15 protein-coding genes and 1 riboswitch are annotated in these 15,860 nt (G+C 59.0%); of the genes, 6 read left to right on the top strand and 9 right to left on the bottom strand.

What is annotated here, in order from left to right; all coding sequences use genetic code 11:
• Positions 1-281: 281 nt before the first annotated feature.
• Together murI and btuB are read right to left on the bottom strand one after the other, a co-directional pair.
• Positions 282-1,145 carry a glutamate racemase gene (gene murI, locus ACJ8J5_RS23605; RefSeq protein WP_049205307.1) on the bottom strand — a complete coding sequence of 288 codons (864 nt, stop codon included), beginning with the start codon at positions 1,143-1,145 and terminating at the stop codon, positions 282-284.
• Positions 1,090-2,967, bottom strand: coding sequence for a TonB-dependent vitamin B12 receptor BtuB (gene btuB / locus ACJ8J5_RS23600; protein WP_025304648.1), 1,878 nt, complete (start codon positions 2,965-2,967; stop codon positions 1,090-1,092). Before btuB ends, murI begins: the two co-directional genes overlap by 56 nt.
• Before the next feature lie 69 nt (positions 2,968-3,036).
• A riboswitch (cobalamin riboswitch) is annotated at positions 3,037-3,256 on the bottom strand.
• A 115-nt stretch (positions 3,257-3,371) separates the two neighbouring features.
• Here btuB and trmA point away from each other — a divergent pair.
• A complete protein-coding gene (gene trmA / locus ACJ8J5_RS23595; protein ID WP_033645222.1) occupies positions 3,372-4,475 on the top strand; it encodes a tRNA (uridine(54)-C5)-methyltransferase TrmA in 1,104 nt (367 codons plus the stop codon).
• Between the two features lie 34 nt (positions 4,476-4,509).
• On the opposite strand, the gene ACJ8J5_RS23590 is transcribed toward trmA, so the two are convergent.
• Together ACJ8J5_RS23590 and fabR are read right to left on the bottom strand one after the other, a co-directional pair.
• A complete protein-coding gene (locus tag ACJ8J5_RS23590) occupies positions 4,510-4,881 on the bottom strand; it encodes a YijD family membrane protein (RefSeq protein WP_025304650.1) in 372 nt (123 codons plus the stop codon).
• A 15-nt stretch (positions 4,882-4,896) separates the two neighbouring features.
• Entirely contained in the window at positions 4,897-5,529 is a 633-nt protein-coding gene (gene fabR, locus ACJ8J5_RS23585; RefSeq protein ID WP_004931044.1) for an HTH-type transcriptional repressor FabR, read from the bottom strand.
• 218 nt (positions 5,530-5,747) lie between these two features.
• Between fabR and sthA the strand changes: the two genes are divergently transcribed.
• Positions 5,748-7,145, top strand: a complete 1,398-nt coding sequence (gene sthA / locus ACJ8J5_RS23580; protein WP_004931047.1) for a Si-specific NAD(P)(+) transhydrogenase — start codon at positions 5,748-5,750, stop codon at positions 7,143-7,145.
• Here sthA and oxyR read toward each other — a convergent pair.
• A complete protein-coding gene (gene oxyR, locus ACJ8J5_RS23575; RefSeq protein ID WP_025304651.1) occupies positions 7,128-8,045 on the bottom strand; it encodes a DNA-binding transcriptional regulator OxyR in 918 nt (305 codons plus the stop codon). The genes sthA and oxyR overlap by 18 nt on opposite strands.
• 151 nt (positions 8,046-8,196) lie before the next feature.
• Here oxyR and ACJ8J5_RS23570 point away from each other — a divergent pair, with 151 nt between their 5' ends.
• The 4 genes from ACJ8J5_RS23570 (at position 8,197) to ACJ8J5_RS23555 (ending at position 11,185) form a co-directional block, all read left to right on the top strand.
• Positions 8,197-8,928: a glutathione peroxidase gene (locus ACJ8J5_RS23570; RefSeq protein ID WP_015379403.1), complete on the top strand. Its 732-nt coding sequence runs from the start codon at positions 8,197-8,199 to the stop codon at positions 8,926-8,928.
• Positions 8,929-9,000: 72 nt separating this feature from the next.
• The gene (locus tag ACJ8J5_RS23565) at positions 9,001-10,449 is read left to right on the top strand and encodes a dihydrolipoyl dehydrogenase (protein ID WP_049205311.1); all 1,449 of its coding nucleotides are present in this window, start codon (positions 9,001-9,003) and stop codon (positions 10,447-10,449) included.
• Between the two features lie 162 nt (positions 10,450-10,611).
• Positions 10,612-10,872: a hypothetical protein gene (locus ACJ8J5_RS23560; RefSeq protein WP_025304653.1), complete on the top strand. Its 261-nt coding sequence runs from the start codon at positions 10,612-10,614 to the stop codon at positions 10,870-10,872.
• Positions 10,859-11,185 carry a type II toxin-antitoxin system HicB family antitoxin gene (locus ACJ8J5_RS23555; protein ID WP_019452249.1) on the top strand — a complete coding sequence of 109 codons (327 nt, stop codon included), beginning with the start codon at positions 10,859-10,861 and terminating at the stop codon, positions 11,183-11,185. The genes ACJ8J5_RS23560 and ACJ8J5_RS23555 overlap by 14 nt, the downstream gene beginning before the upstream one ends.
• A 36-nt stretch (positions 11,186-11,221) precedes the next feature.
• On the opposite strand, the gene argH is transcribed toward ACJ8J5_RS23555, so the two are convergent.
• The 4 genes from argH to argC all read right to left on the bottom strand — a co-directional run bounded on the left by argH (position 11,222) and on the right by argC (position 15,709).
• A complete protein-coding gene (argH, locus tag ACJ8J5_RS23550; RefSeq protein WP_147823563.1) occupies positions 11,222-12,595 on the bottom strand; it encodes an argininosuccinate lyase in 1,374 nt (457 codons plus the stop codon).
• A gap of 69 nt (positions 12,596-12,664) precedes the next feature.
• Complete coding sequence (locus ACJ8J5_RS23545) at positions 12,665-13,885, bottom strand: argininosuccinate synthase (RefSeq protein ID WP_033649897.1); 1,221 nt, start codon at positions 13,883-13,885, stop codon at positions 12,665-12,667.
• Between the two features lie 25 nt (positions 13,886-13,910).
• Complete coding sequence (gene argB, locus ACJ8J5_RS23540) at positions 13,911-14,684, bottom strand: acetylglutamate kinase (protein ID WP_016929723.1); 774 nt, start codon at positions 14,682-14,684, stop codon at positions 13,911-13,913.
• Between the two features lie 20 nt (positions 14,685-14,704).
• Complete coding sequence (gene argC / locus ACJ8J5_RS23535; protein ID WP_025304655.1) at positions 14,705-15,709, bottom strand: N-acetyl-gamma-glutamyl-phosphate reductase; 1,005 nt, start codon at positions 15,707-15,709, stop codon at positions 14,705-14,707.
• Positions 15,710-15,860 lie beyond the last annotated feature (151 nt).

Genomic DNA, 15,860 nt, shown 5'->3' with positions numbered 1-15,860 from the left:
TTTTGCATCCGAAGATGCTGGATATCGTCTTGTGGAGTGCCCACACAGATTGTCTGATAAATTGTTAAAGAGCAGTGCCGAGAAACTCATCGGCGCGGGCTGCGTATATTACGCTTTTCACCCTGAGAGTCAAGCGTTTATTTCGCTTTCTTCTCGCTGACCCGGCGGCTTGTCAGTCGTTGTTCCCGGTCAGTGGAGGCGCATTATAGGGAGTTCTCGGCAGGCCGCAACCCCTATTTTCAATATTTTTTCCGACCGTTGAATGTTTAACCAAAACACCGTTAAAGCGGCAGTTTTTTCAACGATTTAAAGCCATAACCCTGCAAAACGGGCAATAAAGCGTCAGTATCTTCATTTAACGCCATGCAATACGCCAGATTCTCTTCCTGGCTCGAGACCAGATTTTCCTGCGTTGAGATGAGCCAGGCGGTGCGGCGGGCAATCGCCGCGCCGGAATCCACCAGCCGGGTGCCTTCCGGCAACACCTGCATCAACTCTTCAGCTAATAGAGGGAAATGGGTGCAGCCCAGCACGACGGTATCCGGCGGCTCGCGCATGCTCAGCCACGGATGCAGGATCTTCTTCAGCACCGGCAGCGGCACGGCTTCGCCATGGAGCTTGGCCTCCGCCAGCTCCACCAGCTCTGAAGAGCCCAGCAGTTCAATCTTGCAGTCGGTGGCGAAACGGGAAATCAGTTCGTGGGTGTAGCTGCGCTGTACGGTGCCGCGGGTCGCCAACAGGCCGACAATGCCGTTAACGGTAAGGCGGGCCGCCGGTTTGATGGCGGGCACCACGCCCACGACAGGGAAACTGAAACGCTCGCGCAAGGCCGGCAAGGAAACGGTGCTGGCGGTGTTGCAGGCAATGACGACAATCGCCAGAGGATGACGTTGCTGTACCGCGCCGACAATTTCCAGCACGCGCTCAACGATAAACTCTTCGGACTTCTCGCCGTAGGGGAACGCCACGTTGTCGAAAGCGTATATATAGTGGAGATCCGGCAGCAACTGCCGAACCTCCTGATACACCGACAACCCGCCGACGCCGGAATCAAAAACCAGCACCGTCGGGCGAGGTGTGGCGGTGCTGTTAGAAGGTATAGCTTCCAGTGAGGTAGTATTCTCTTCCTGGAGTAGCGTAGCCATAGGCCGTCTCATAATCTTTATCAAACAGGTTGGCAATTCTACCACGAACTGTCAGATGAGATGTGACCGGATACGAAACTGCGAGATCCCACAGGCTCACGCCGCCGAGTTTAACCGTCGGGCTAGGATAAACGCCATAATCCTTGTCGTAGCGCTCACCCAGGTATTGATAGGTCACTGCCCAATCAAAGTCGTACAGTTGCCAATCCAGCTCGTATTTCACCTGCTGTTTAGCGCGGCGCAGCAGCACTTCGTTGGTTTTAGCATTGCGTGGGTCGACATAATCGTAACCAATCTGATGCGTCAGCGGGCCGGTTTCAAAAGAAGCCGTGGCCTCTACACCTTTAATGGTCGCCTTACCGATATTATAATAGCGGTAACTCACCGGATCGCTGTCGATAAGATTATCAATGTCATTGCGATAACCGGAAATACGCCAGGTCACAGGCCCGGTCAAGCCTTCAAAACCGCCTTCCCATTGCTTGCTTTCTTCCGGTTTCAAATTATTGTTGCCGTAAGTGGTACTAAACAACTGGTTCATGTTTGGCGCTTTGAACGCGGTACCGTAAGAGGCAATGAAACGATACCCCTCGATGAATTCCCAGGCTGCACTGGTTTGCCAGGTGCCGTGCCAACCGAACTCCGAGTTGTCGTCGCCACGCGCAGCAGCCTCCAGCGTCACCGGTCCCACCAACTGTTGCCCAGTCAGATAGATGCCAGTATTGCGCTGGCTTCTCTCGCTGCTGACGGACGCGGTACCCGGTTTGATTTGTTGATCCTGCCAATCTGCGCCCGCACTAATGGTGCCTTGGGCAACCTTGAACGTGTTGCCCCACTGCAGATTGTACTGTTCCGAATCATCCAAACTGGAGGAGATCGCATACTGGCCTTTGCGCGGATCGTAATTGTAGTCTTTGCTGTGGCTGTAACTCCCCACGAGCTGCGTGGCGTAAATCCCTTCCTGATAGCGCAACCCCGTGTCCCATGTTTGGCTGTACAGCTTACGGGTATCGGGCAGGCCGGTAATATTGAAGTCTTTATCGTAAGAATAGAATCCATCGTAGCCTGTACGATTATCGTAACCATAACCACGCACAAAACCGCTGATTTGCTCGTTAAATTGGTGCTGCAATGCGCCGTAGAGCAATTTGCTCATAAAGCCGTCGCGATCGGGCTGAGGAATACTGGTATTACCTTCAGCCACCACGTCATACCCTTTGGTATAGGTGTAATTCCCCGCCACCGTCGCCACGGTGCTGTCACCCAGTTGTTGTTGGGTCGACGCGTCATAGGATTGATAGCCGTTGGAGCCGACGCCGGCTGAGAGCGTCGTGCCGTTCTTTTCGCGGGTGGTAATAATGTTGACCACGCCGCCGATGGCATCGGAGCCGTACACCGCCGAGCGCGGGCCGCGAATGTATTCGACTTTCTGCACCAGCGAAATCGGGATTTGGCTGAGATCGGAAGAACCACTGACGCCCGCCTGATTAAGGCGAATGCCGTCAATTAGCACCAGCACATGGCTGGAGTTGGTGCCGCGAATAAACAGCGAGCTCTTTTGTCCCAATCCACCGTTTTGGCCAACGTCCACGCCTGGCAAGCGGCGCATCACGTCGGTCAGGCTCTTGGCCTGCCAGCGATCGATATCGTTACGGGTGACGATGGAAGTCGGTGCCAGCACAGAAGAAACCGGCTGCGGGAAACGGTTGGCGGTCACCACCAGGTTATCGCCATTCTTGGCTGTGGTGTTGTCTTGCGCCCATCCAGAAAAAGCCGTGACGGAGGAGACCACCGCCAGCAGCGTATTTTTTGTAATTGTCATGAGAAAAGCATCCAAACTTAATTGGCGGATGCCGCAGGATCATGGCCGGTAGTTCGCGACGGCCACGGACATTGCGACGTAACACCGGCAGGTCTTCGGGCTTGGGATTTGCGGGCCGCGGGGCGCGACCAGCAACGGGCGATGACTTCCCATCCTGCAGTGGACAGTGTCTGCGTCGAAACGCTATCGCCGTGACTTCCCCTTACCGCTGCGCGTCAGCTCCGGATTCACACCGGATTCCCTTTTCACTCGCTGCTTGAGGCCGGACGGCAATGCTACGATCAATGAAAATAGATGTCTAGACTGCTACTAATGTTACAAATAATAAACGCGACAAAACTGGACTTCACGGGCTGATTCCCTACAATCCCCGCTGATCAAATTTGCCTGACGAGAAGACACACATGACGCCCGAGAATTTGCCTATTGAACGTTACGATGACCAACTGGCGGAGAAAGTCGCCCGCCTGAAGACGTTGATGTCACCGTTCGCGGCGCCCGAGCCGGAAGTGTTCCGCTCGCCAGTCGACCATTACCGCATGCGCGCCGAATTCCGCATCTGGCACGACGCGGATGACATGTATCACATCATGTTCGATCAACAGACCAAGCAGCGTATTCGCGTCGACCAGTTCCCGGCGGCCAGCGAGCTGATCAACCGCCTGATGACCGCCCTGATCGCCGCGCTGAAACCGGAGCCGATCCTGCGCCACAAGCTGTTCCAGATCGATTATCTGTCGACGCGAAGCGGCAAAATCATCGCTTCGCTGCTGTATCACCGCAAGCTGGATGACGTTTGGCAACAGCGAGCCGAGCAGCTGCGCGACGAGCTGCGCGCTCAGGGTTTCGACCTGCAGCTGATCGGCCGGGCGTCGAAGACCAAGATCATGCTCGACCAGGATTATGTTGACGAAGTGCTGCCGGTCGCCGGCCGCGACATGATCTATCGTCAGGTGGAAAACAGCTTCACGCAGCCCAACGCGGCCATGAACGTGCAGATGCTGGAGTGGGCGTTGGCGGTTACCGCCGGTTCCAAAGGCGATTTGCTGGAGCTGTACTGCGGCAATGGCAACTTCTCGCTGGCGCTGGCGCGCAATTTCGAGCGCGTGCTGGCGACCGAGATCGCCAAACCGTCGGTGGCGGCGGCGCAGTACAACATCGCCGCCAACCATATCGACAACGTGCAGATCATCCGCATGGCGGCGGAAGACTTCACTCAGGCGATGAATGGAGTACGCGAATTCAACCGGTTGAAAGGCATCGATCTGAGCGGCTACAACTGCGAGACGATTTTCGTCGATCCGCCGCGCAGCGGGCTGGACGATGAAACGGTGAAGATGGTGCAGGCTTACCCGCGCATTCTGTATATTTCATGCAATCCGGAAACGCTGTGCGCCAACCTGGAAACGCTGCAGGCCACCCACCGGGTCAGCCGTCTGGCGCTGTTCGATCAGTTCCCTTATACCCATCACATGGAATGCGGCGTGTTGCTGGAAAAGCACCGCTGATATGACAGGGGCGCCATGATGGCGCCCCGTTTCATTACGATTCTTGAGTCGGCGCATCCGGCGCCTTACGCGCCTTCAGTTTCATGCCGATCCACAGCACCAGCGCCACGCAGATCACCGACGGCAGGAAGTTGGAGCCGATCTGCGGATACTCGGCGCGCACGATGGCGCTGTACAGCAACAGCCCCAGCAGGAAACAGGCCGCCGCCAGCTTCGGCATGCCGTCCGGCATGGCGCGGTTCAGGTAACGCTGATGCAGGCAGTACACCGCCAGCACCAACGCGATCAGCGGGAAGATCGAAAACGGCACCACCGAGCTGAACAGCGCAGCAAAGGAACCGTTGATCGAAAGGCCGGCAATTAACGCCAGCAGTAAGGTGCCATTTTCACGGCCTGGTTTTTCCATCATTTTTTACCTTTTTTATACGTGGGACACAGAAGCTTTTTCTTGTTCGCGACGATACCAGTAATACGCCCCTTTGGAGATCATCCGTAGCTGCAGCACCAGCCGTTCTTCCAGCTGCTGCCGCTGCTCGACGTCGATATCCAGCGCTTCCGCGCCGGCGCTGAACACGATGGTGACCATCGCTTCCGCCTGCGCTTCGGTAAAACTGCGCGGCATGTGGTTTTCCAATTCGAGGTAGTCCGCCAGTTCAGCGATGAAATGCTGGATCTCGCGCGCCACTGCCGCACGGAATGCCGCCGACGTGCCAGAGCGCTCACGCAGCAGCAGGCGGAAGGCGTTCGGGTTGTTGCCGATAAATTCCATAAAGGTGGATACCGAGGTGCGGATCACGCTGCCACCTTTGGCGATGCGTTGGCGCGCCTGGCGCATCAACTGACGCAACATCAGGCCGCTTTCGTCCACCATGGTCAGCCCCAACTCGTCCACATCGCGGAAATGGCGATAAAACGACGTGGGCGCAATGCCCGCCTCGCGTGAAACTTCCCGCAGGCTCAGGCTGGCGAAGCTGCGTTCGGCGCTCAGCTGGCTGAAAGCGGCTTCGATCAGGGAACGACGAGTCCGTTCTTTTTGTTGTGCTCTGACGCCCATATGCATATCCGGATAGGTTCCATTTTCTCAGTCTAACGCCCTAGACTCGGCAATATAGCAAATTTTATTGCAACAGCATTTATACTAACGCGCTCTATCACACTTCCGCCCTGAGCCGATTGTGCTTTGACTCAAAAAGCCTAATGGTGATTGGGTGAGCAGCGCTATGATGTTAAGATACCGTTGTAATCTTGTATAAAAAAACAGGTCTCTCCTACATGCAACAGCACTATCAATTTGATGCCATTGTGATTGGCTCGGGCCCTGGTGGTGAAGGTGCCGCCATGGGGCTGGTGAAACAGGGCGCCCGCGTGGCCGTTATCGAGCGGTACAACAACGTAGGCGGCGGATGTACCCACTGGGGCACCATCCCTTCCAAAGCCCTCCGCCACGCCGTCAGCCGCATTATCGAATTCAACCAGAACCCGCTTTACAACAACTCGCGCACGCTCAGCGCGACCTTCCCTGACATTTTACGCCACGCCGATAACGTCATCAGCCAGCAGACCCGCATGCGCCAAGGGTTCTATGAGCGGAACCAGTGCAAACTGTTCGCCGGCGACGCGCGCTTCATCGACGCCAACACCGTCAGCGTCAGCTACATGGACGGCACCCAGGACACCATCCGCGCCGATCACATCGTGATCGCCTGCGGCTCGCGCCCTTACCATCCGGCCAGCGTCGATTTCAACCATCCGCGCATCTACGACAGCGATTCCATTCTCGAGCTGAGCCATGAGCCACGCCACGTGATCATTTACGGCGCCGGGGTGATCGGCTGCGAGTATGCGTCCATCTTCCGCGGCCTGAACGTCAAGGTCGATCTGATCAACACCCGCGACCGCCTGCTGGCGTTCCTCGATCAGGAGATGTCGGATTCGCTCTCTTACCACTTCTGGAACAACGGGGTGGTGATCCGCCACAACGAAGAGTTCGAGAAGATCGAAGGCACCGAAGACGGCGTGATCGTGCACCTGAAGTCCGGCAAGAAGGTGAAAGCGGACTGCCTGCTGTACGCCAACGGCCGTACCGGTAATACCGATTCGTTAGGGTTGGAGAACGTCGGCCTGGAGTCGGACAGCCGCGGGCTGCTGAAAGTGAACAGCATGTATCAAACCGCGCTGTCGCACATTTATGCGGTCGGTGACGTCATCGGCTATCCGAGTCTGGCTTCCGCCGCCTACGATCAGGGCCGCATCGCCGCGCAGGCGATCGCCTCCGGTGAAGCCAGCGGTCACTTAATCGAAGATATCCCGACCGGCATCTACACCATTCCGGAAATCAGCTCCGTCGGCAAAACCGAGCAGGAACTGACGGCGATGAAGGTGCCGTATGAAGTGGGCCGCGCCCAGTTCAAACATCTGGCGCGTGCGCAGATCGCCGGGATGAACGTCGGCAGCCTGAAGATCCTGTTCCATCGCGACACCCTGCAGATCCTCGGGATCCACTGCTTCGGCGAACGTGCGGCGGAGATCATCCACATCGGTCAGGCGATCATGGAACAGAAAGGTGAAGGCAATACTATCGAGTATTTCGTTAATACGACCTTCAACTATCCGACCATGGCCGAAGCCTACCGGGTGGCAGCGCTTAACGGCTTAAACCGCCTGTTTTAACGCGTTGTCGATGTAGCCCTGCATGTGCTCGCGGATCGCTTCGGCCAACTGCTCATAACGGCTGCGCAGTGGGGAACCGGGGCGATACACCAACGCGATGGTGCGCTTCGGCTCCGGCTTGTAGCAATCCAGATAGCAGACGCCATCGCGCTCGCGCTGCGGCGGCACCGCCAGGGACGGCAGCAGGGTAATGCCGCTGCCGGCCGCGACCATATTGCGCAGCGTTTCCAGACTGGTGGCGCGGAAGTGGGTATCCTCGTCCGCGCCCGCCTGGAAGCAGAAGCCCATCGCCTGATCGCGCAGGCAGTGGCCATCTTCCAGCATCAGCAGCTTCTCTCCCGCCAAATCCGGCATCGCCACGCGCTCGCGCTGCGCCCACGGGTGATCGGAATACACCGCTAGCTTCATCGGTTCATCGAACAGAGGCACTTCGATAAACGCCTCGGTTTCCTTCACCAGCGCCAGAATGGCGCAGTCCAGCTTGCCGCTGTCGAGTTGCGCCAGCAGTTGGTGGGTTTGCGCTTCGTGCAGGTACATTTCCAGTTTCGGGAAGGTTTTGTGCAGCGTCGGGATGATCTGCGGCAGCAGATAAGGCCCCACGGTCGGGATCAGACCGATGTGCAGCGGCCCGGACATGGCCTCGCCCTGCTGGCTGGCCATCTCCTTCAACACTTTCACTTCGCGCAGCACGGTACGCGCCTGCTCCACCAGCAACAGGCCCGCCTGGGTGAACAGTACCTTGCGGCTGGTGCGTTCGAGCAGCATGACGCCCAACTCGTCTTCCAGCTTGCGGATCTGCCCGCTCAGCGTGGGTTGGCTTACATGGCATGAATCGGCCGCGCGGCGGAAGTGCCGGTGCTCGGCCAAGGCGACCAGATACTCTAAATCACGAATATTCATTGTTTCCCTCCATTCCATGATAGCTCATGGCGATAGATAAGATAGCAATGAGCGATTAGATCTATCAAGCCCCAGCGACAATAATGTGTCCCAACGAAGCGATATCGCGCTAAATGCTAAAAATTACTTTTCCTAATTAAGGGGTTAATCAATGTTTACCAGTCAAGAAGGCAAGAAAGTTCCTCAGGTTACTTTCCACACCCGTCAGGGCGACCAATGGATTGATGTGACCACTGATGACCTATTCAAAAACAAAACCGTCATTGTTTTCTCGCTGCCGGGCGCGTTCACGCCGACCTGTTCTTCGAGCCACCTGCCGCGCTACAACGAACTGTCCAGCGTATTCAAGCAGCACGGCGTCGACAGCATTCTTTGCGTCTCCGTGAACGACACCTTCGTGATGAACGCCTGGAAAGCCGACCAACATGCGGAAAACATCACCTTCGTGCCGGACGGCAACGGTGAATTCACCAAAGGCATGAACATGCTGGTCGAGAAAGCGGACCTGGGCTTTGGCCCTCGTTCATGGCGCTACTCGATGCTGGTGCGCAACGGCGTGGTCGAGAAAATGTTCGTCGAGCCGAACAAGCCGGGCGACCCGTTTGAAGTGTCCGACGCCGACACCATGCTGAAATACCTGGCGCCGGAATTCAAAGTGCAGGAATCGGTCTCCCTGTTCACCAAACCGGGTTGCCCATTCTGCGCCAAAGCCAAACAGATGCTGCAAGAGCGCGGCATTCAGTATGAAGAGATCGTCCTGGGCAAAGACGCCACCACCGTCAGCCTGCGCGCCGTCAGCGGCCGCGCCACGGTGCCGCAGGTGTTCATCGGCGGCCGTCACATTGGCGGCAGCGACGATCTGGAAACTTTCCTGTCAGCTTAATAAGTAATAACAAAGCCAACGTGAACTTTGGCGGGCTACGGCCCGCCCTTTTTTTACCTTTCAGGAGCGGATATGAAACTGTTGAACGTTGATGTTGCGGTCATCGGCGGCGGCACCGCAGGGCTCGGCGCCTATCGCGCGGCCAAACTGTCTACCCCCAGCGTGGTGATGATTGAAGGCGGGCCTTACGGCACCACCTGTGCGCGCGTTGGCTGCATGCCATCCAAATTATTGATCGCCGCCGCCGAAGCGGTGCATCAAATCGAACGCGCGCCGGGCTTTGGCGTGCACCCAACCGGCAAAACGCGTATCGACGGACGCGAGGTGATGGCGCGCGTCAAACGCGAACGCGATCGTTTCGTCGGCTTCGTGCTGGAAGGCGTGGACGAGATCCCGGCCGCCGACAAAATTCAGGGCTATGCCCGCTTTATCGACGACAACACGCTGCAGGTCGATGACCATACGCGCATCGTGGCGCAGCGCATCGTGATCGCCACCGGCTCTCGCCCCAGCTGGCCGGCGCCGTGGAACGAACTGGGCGATCGCCTGATCGTCAACGACGATCTGTTCAACTGGGATGACTTGCCGCAGTCCGTGGCGGTATTCGGCCCCGGCGTCATCGGGCTGGAGCTGGGGCAAGCGCTGCACCGCCTCGGCGTCGACACCAAGGTCTTCGGCATCGGCGGCGCCGTCGGGCCGCTGACCGACAGCGCCGTGCGCGATTACGCTGCGAAGGCGTTGGGAGAAGAGTTCTACCTCGACGCCGACGTGAAAGTGGAGATGATGCAGCGCGAAGGCGACCGCGTATTTATCCGCTATCAGGATCTGCAGGGCCAGTCGCAGGAGATCCTGGTGGACTACGTGCTGGCCGCCACCGGCCGCCGCCCCAACGTCGATCGGCTGGGTCTCGAAAACACCGACCTGCAGCTCGACGCTCGAGGCGTGCCGCTGGCCGACCGCCTGACGATGCAAACCAGCGTGCCGCATATCTTTATCGCCGGCGACGCCAGCAACCAGCTGCCGCTGTTGCACGAGGCCAGCGATCAGGCGCGCATCGCCGGCGCCAACGCCGGCAGCTTCCCTGAGATCAATCCAGGTCTGCGCCGCAGCGCGATTTCGGTGGTGTTCTCCGATCCGCAGATCGCCATGGTCGGCTCGACTTTCCGCGAGCTGAGCGAGAAGTTCAGCGCCTGCGGCTGCTTTGAAGTGGGCAAAGTCTCGTTTGAGAATCAGGGCCGCTCGCGGGTGATGCTGCGCAATAAGGGCATTTTGCACGTCTACGGCGAGCAAGGTACCGGCCGTTTCCTCGGCGCGGAAATGATCGGCCCCGACGCCGAACACATTGCGCACCTGTTAGCCTGGGCGCACCAACAGCAGATGACCGTCGATCAGATGCTGGACATGCCGTTCTATCATCCGGTGATCGAAGAAGGCTTGCGCACTGCGCTGCGCGACCTGCAGGCGAAGCTCAAACTCGGCACGGCCGAAATCGAGCGCTGCCAGCGCTGTCCGGGTGAGTAACCTCTTATTCTCCGTTTATATCCACCGGGCCTTCAGGCCCGGTTTTTTTGCGCAGCACTTTCCACAATTTCCTCCCTCCGCTTGCCTCACGGCCCGCCCGCGCTCATTTTTTATGCTTTGGCATTGAATTGATACCAATAACGATACTAAAATGGAGGCGGCATGAACGAGATCAGGGATGACATCGCTGATTTGCAACAGCGGCAGAACAGCATCAAATTCGCCGAGTTAGCGAAAGTCTGCGTGCGATGGTTTGGGCCGCCGCGCATAAACGGTAGCAGCCATCACGTTTATCGCATGCCCTGGCCAGGCGATCCGCGCATCAATATCCAACGCGGCAACAACGGCGCGGCCAAGGCATATCAGGTTAAGCAGGTCATCGCCGCACTGGCCAGAATGGAGGAAGAACATGGAAAAGCATGAACACTATACCTATCGCATCACCTGGTCAGCGGAAGATCGTGAATATGTCGGGCTGTGCGCCGAATTCCCCTCGCTGTCCTGGCTGGCCGCCACGCGTACCGGCGCACTGGAGGGTATCGAAAAAGTCGTGAGCGAAACGATCGCCGACATGCTGGCGCAAGGTGAAACGCCGCCGCAGGCGCTGGCGGAAAAGAACTTCAGCGGAAAACTGGTGTTACGCATGACGCCGGAACAGCATCGCCGGCTGGCGATCGGCGCGATGGAGGAAGGCGTGAGCCTGAACCGTTATCTGTGCGCACGCCTCGCGGGGTAGAGGTGCAAGGGCGGCACCAGGCCGCCCTTATCGTCCTCAAGCTAAACGCTGTTTCGCTGCGGCGATTGCCGCGGCCACCTGCTGCGGCGCGACGCCGCCTTTGGCCGCACGTTTGTCCAGGCAGGATTGCAACGCCAGGATCGGATAGACGTCGTCGCCAATCGTCGCGCTGAACTGCTGCAAATCCGCCAACGGCAGCGCTTCCAGCGGTTTGCCCTGGCGAATCGCCTCTACCACCGCCTCACCGACGATATGGTGCGCTTCGCGGAACGGCACGCCCTTGGCGACCAGGTAATCCGCCAGCTCGGTGGCGTTGGCATAGCCCTGCTCCGCCGCTTCCTGACAGCGCGGGCGCTTCACCTGAATGCCGTCCAGCACCAGCGCCGCCATCTGCAGGCAGTCCATCCAGGTGTCGAGCGCGTCGAACAGCCCTTCTTTGTCTTCCTGCATGTCTTTGTTGTACGCCAGCGGCAGGCCTTTCAGCGTCATCATCATGCCGGTCAGCGCGCCCTGTACGCGGCCGCACTTGCCGCGGATCAGCTCCAGCGCGTCCGGGTTTTTCTTCTGCGGCATCAGCGAAGAGCCGGAGGTCACGCGGTCAGACAGCTCGACAAACGCCGCTTCGCCGCTGTTGAAGAAGATCAGATCTTCGGCGAAGCGAGACAGGTGCACCATGCTGATGGCGGCGTTGGACAGCAACTCCAGCACGTGATCGCGATCGGATACGCTGTCCAGGCTGTTGCGGGTCGCCGAGGCGAAGCCCAGCCAGCCGGCCAGTTGCTCGCGATCGATAGGATACGCAGTGCCGGCCAGCGCGCCGCTGCCCAGCGGGCTGACGTCCAGCCGTTTCAGGGTATCCTGCAGTCGGCTCTCATCGCGCGCCAGCATCTCGACATAGGCCAGGCACCAGTGCGCGAAAGTCACCGGCTGCGCGCGTTGCAGGTGGGTATACCCCGGCATCACCGCATCCTGATTGGCTTCGGCGGTCTCCACCAGCGCCTGCTGCAGCTGGACGATCGCCTGATGCAGATCGCCGATCTGCTGTTTGCACCACAGCTTCAGATCGGTCGCGACCTGATCGTTGCGGCTGCGGCCAGTGTGCAGCTTCTTGCCCAAATCGCCGACCTTCTCGATCAGCTTCTGCTCCACCCAGCTGTGGATGTCTTCGGCATCGCTTTGGACTATCGCCAAAGGATCGGCCTGGACTTCCGTCAGTAGTGCATTCAGCGCCTGCTCCAGCAGCTGTTGCTCCGTTGCCGTCAACACGTTAACGGTCACCAGCGCCTTCGACCAGGCCACCGAGCCCACGATATCCTGCTCCGCCAGGCGATAATCGAACCGCAGCGAATCATTGAGTTGCTTGAACCGCTGATCCGCCGCCTGAGTGAACCGTCCGCCCCAAAGTGCCATACCTTTACTCCTGAATTTTTATGCGAAAGGGCGCAGCATGCTGCGCCCTTGCAGAGTCACGCCAATCGGTTATTTATTCTTTTTCTCGTTCAACGCGCGGATGCGTGAAGACAGAGAGAACAGGCGGATAAAGCCGCCCGCGTGGCTGTGATCGTAAACTTCGTCTTCGCCGAAGGTGGCGAACTCTTCGGAGTACAGGCTGTTGGCGGATTTCTTCTGAATCGCCGTCACCTGACCTTTGTACAGCTGCAGCACGACTTCGCCGTTCACCTCTTCAGCCAATGCTTCGGCAGAGGCCTGCAGCGAGCGGCGCAGCGGCGCGAACCAACGGCCGTCGTACACCACATAGGACATCTCCAGGCCCAGCTGCTCGCGCCATTTGAAGCTGTCGCGATCCAGCACCAGCTGCTCGACGGCGCGCAGCGCCGCCACCATGATGGTGCCCCCTGGGGTTTCATAACAGCCGCGGGATTTGATGCCCACCAGGCGGTTTTCCACGATGTCGATCCGGCCGACGCCGTGTTTGGCGCCTAGCGCGTTCAAGGTTTCCAGGCACTGGTACGGCGACAGCGCTTTCCCGTTAACCGCCACGACGCGGCCTTTCTCAACGGTGACGGTCACCTGCTCAGGCTGATCCGGCGCTTCCTGCGGATCGACGGTCCATACCCAACAATCTTTGTTCGGCGCATTCCACGGGCTTTCCAGCACGCCGCCTTCGGTGGAGATGTGCCAGGCGTTCTCATCGCGGCTATAGATTTTTTCCAGCGACGCGGTGGTCGGGATGTTGCGCTCTTTCAGGTAATCCAGCAGCGCTTCACGGGAACGCAGGTTCCACTCGCGCCACGGCGCCACCACTTTCAGCTGCGGCGCCAGCGCGGTGTAGGTGGTCTCGAAACGCACCTGGTCGTTGCCTTTGCCGGTCGCGCCGTGGCACAGCGCATCGGCGCCCACTTTCAACGCCAGCTCGACCTGCGCCTTGGCGATGATCGGCCGCGCCATCGAGGTACCCAGCAGGTAGCTGCCCTCGTACAGGGCGCCGGTCTGTAGCACCGGATAAACGTAATCGCGGATAAATTCTTCACGCAGATCGACCACGTGACATTCAGAGGCACCGGACTGCAGGGCTTTTTGCTCCACGCCTTCCAGATCGCTGCGCTCCTGGCCGATGTCCGCCACGAACGCCACCACTTCACAGCCGCCGTAGTTCTCTTTCAGCCATGGAATGATGGCCGAGGTATCCAGGCCGCCGGAGTACGCCAGAACGATTTTTTTGATGCCTTGGTTTTGCATGATCTATTCCTTTCTAATTCTAAAATTAAGCGAGGATCCGGGTGCCAATCGACACGCCGTTAAACAAAGCAGGAAGCTGATCGGCATGGCGCCAGCTGGCGATATCCACCGGGCGGCCGAGGGTGCGGGCGGCGTCGAGCGCCGCATTCACCTTCACCACCATACCATCGGTGATGATGCCTTGCGCGATCAGTTGTTCCGCTTTTTGCGCCGTCATTTCCGCAATGCGTTGCCCCTTGCCGTCGAGGATGCCGCTGACGTCCGACAGCAGGATCAGGTCCGCCCCCAGCGTCGCCGCCAGCGCCGTCGCCGCCTGATCGGCGTTCACGTTCATTAACTGCCCTTCGGCGGTGATGCCGATGGAGCTGATAACCGGCAGGTAGCCGGCGCCCAGCAGGGTATTGAGCAGCGCGGGCGAACCGGGCTGCGCGTTGCCGACGTGGCCCAATGCCGGATCGAGCGGGGTCACGACCGCGCTGCCGCCGTCCGCCAGGCTCAGGCCGACGGCGTTGATTTGATGTTTAATCGCCCACGCCAGCAGCGTTTTGTTGGCGGTGCCGGCCAGCGCGCCGGTGATGATGTCGATCTGATCGGCCGGCGTGACCCGCAGGCCGTTCTTTTTCACCACCGGCAAAGCGAGCTGCTTCATCAGTTCGTCCACCACGCAGCCGCCGCCGTGCACGATCACCAGCGGACGCTGATGCTGCTGGCGGTAGCTGTCCAGCGCGGTAAACAGACGCTCCAGCGCTTCTTCACTGTCTAATAACACGCCACCTAACTTGATAATTAACGGGTTCATTGCTGTTTACTCACGCTGGTTTAAAGGAGTGACTGGGTTTCCGGGAAGCCGAAACGGATATTCAGGCATTGCACCGCCTGCGCCGCCGCGCCTTTCAGCAGGTTGTCTTCCACCGCGACGGCGATCAGATGCTCGCCCTGCACCGCAAAACCGATATCGCAGAACGGCAACCCCACCACCGCTTTCAGCGCCGGCACGCCCTGGTCGTACAACCGCACCAGCGGCTTGTCGTCATAGGCGGCATGATAGGCGGCCGCGACGTCCTGCGCGGTCACGCCGGCTTTCAGGCGGCAGGTGATGGTTTCAAGGATGCCGCGCGGGAAGTTGCCCAGGTGCGGCGTAAAGATAACCGGCACGCCCAGGTGCGCGGCGATCTCCGGCTGGTGCCGGTGAGTGAAGATACCGTACGGCTGCAGGCTCACTTCGCAGAAGCTGGTGGTCATGCTGGCCTTGCGCCCGGCGCCGCTAACGCCGCTGGTGGCGTTGATCACCGGCCACTGATCCAGATTCAGCAACTGTTTTTCGATCAGCGGTTTCAGCGCCAGCTGCGCCGCCGTCGGGTAACAGCCCGGCACCGCGATCAGCTGCGCCTGTTTGATCTTGTCGCTCTGCCACTCCGCCAGGCCGTACACCGCCTGCTCCAGCAGGGCGCCATGCTGATGCTCGAAACCGTAGTACTGGCTATAAAAACCGGCGTCCTGCACGCGGAAGGCGCCGGACAGATCGAACACCACGCAGCCCGCCGCCAGGAAGGCCGGTGCGATATCGTGGCTGACTTCATGGGCGGTGGCGAGGAACACCACGTCGATGCCCTGCGCCGCCTTGGCAACGTCGGTCAACGGTTGCAGCGGCAGATCGACGATGCCTTTCAACTGGGGATGGAGATCGGAAAGCAACTTTCCTGCATCTGCACTTTGCGCTGAAACCGCTAAAGCGGTTATGTTCATGTGTGGGTGGCGATTCAGGTAAGCCGTGAGCTCCGCTCCGGCGTAACCGCTGGCACCAACGATCAGCGTATTCAACATGTGGCCTTTCACCTTCTAAACTGACGTGCGGTCGCTTGCGACCCAGGTAACAGGGCTAGCCAGCGTTGTTGCGCCGTTCACCCACGGAGCCAGGCGTTGATGCTTTTATAAACATCCGGGTATCGGGTTCCCTTACGCGTCGGCTTACTGT

The sequence above is a fragment of the Serratia sp. CY43202 genome, from assembly GCF_052168755.1.
Taxonomy (GTDB): Bacteria; Pseudomonadota; Gammaproteobacteria; order Enterobacterales; family Enterobacteriaceae; genus Serratia; species Serratia bockelmannii.
Note: the sequence above shows the minus strand (reverse complement) of the source record. Positions and strands in the feature narration are given on the sequence as shown.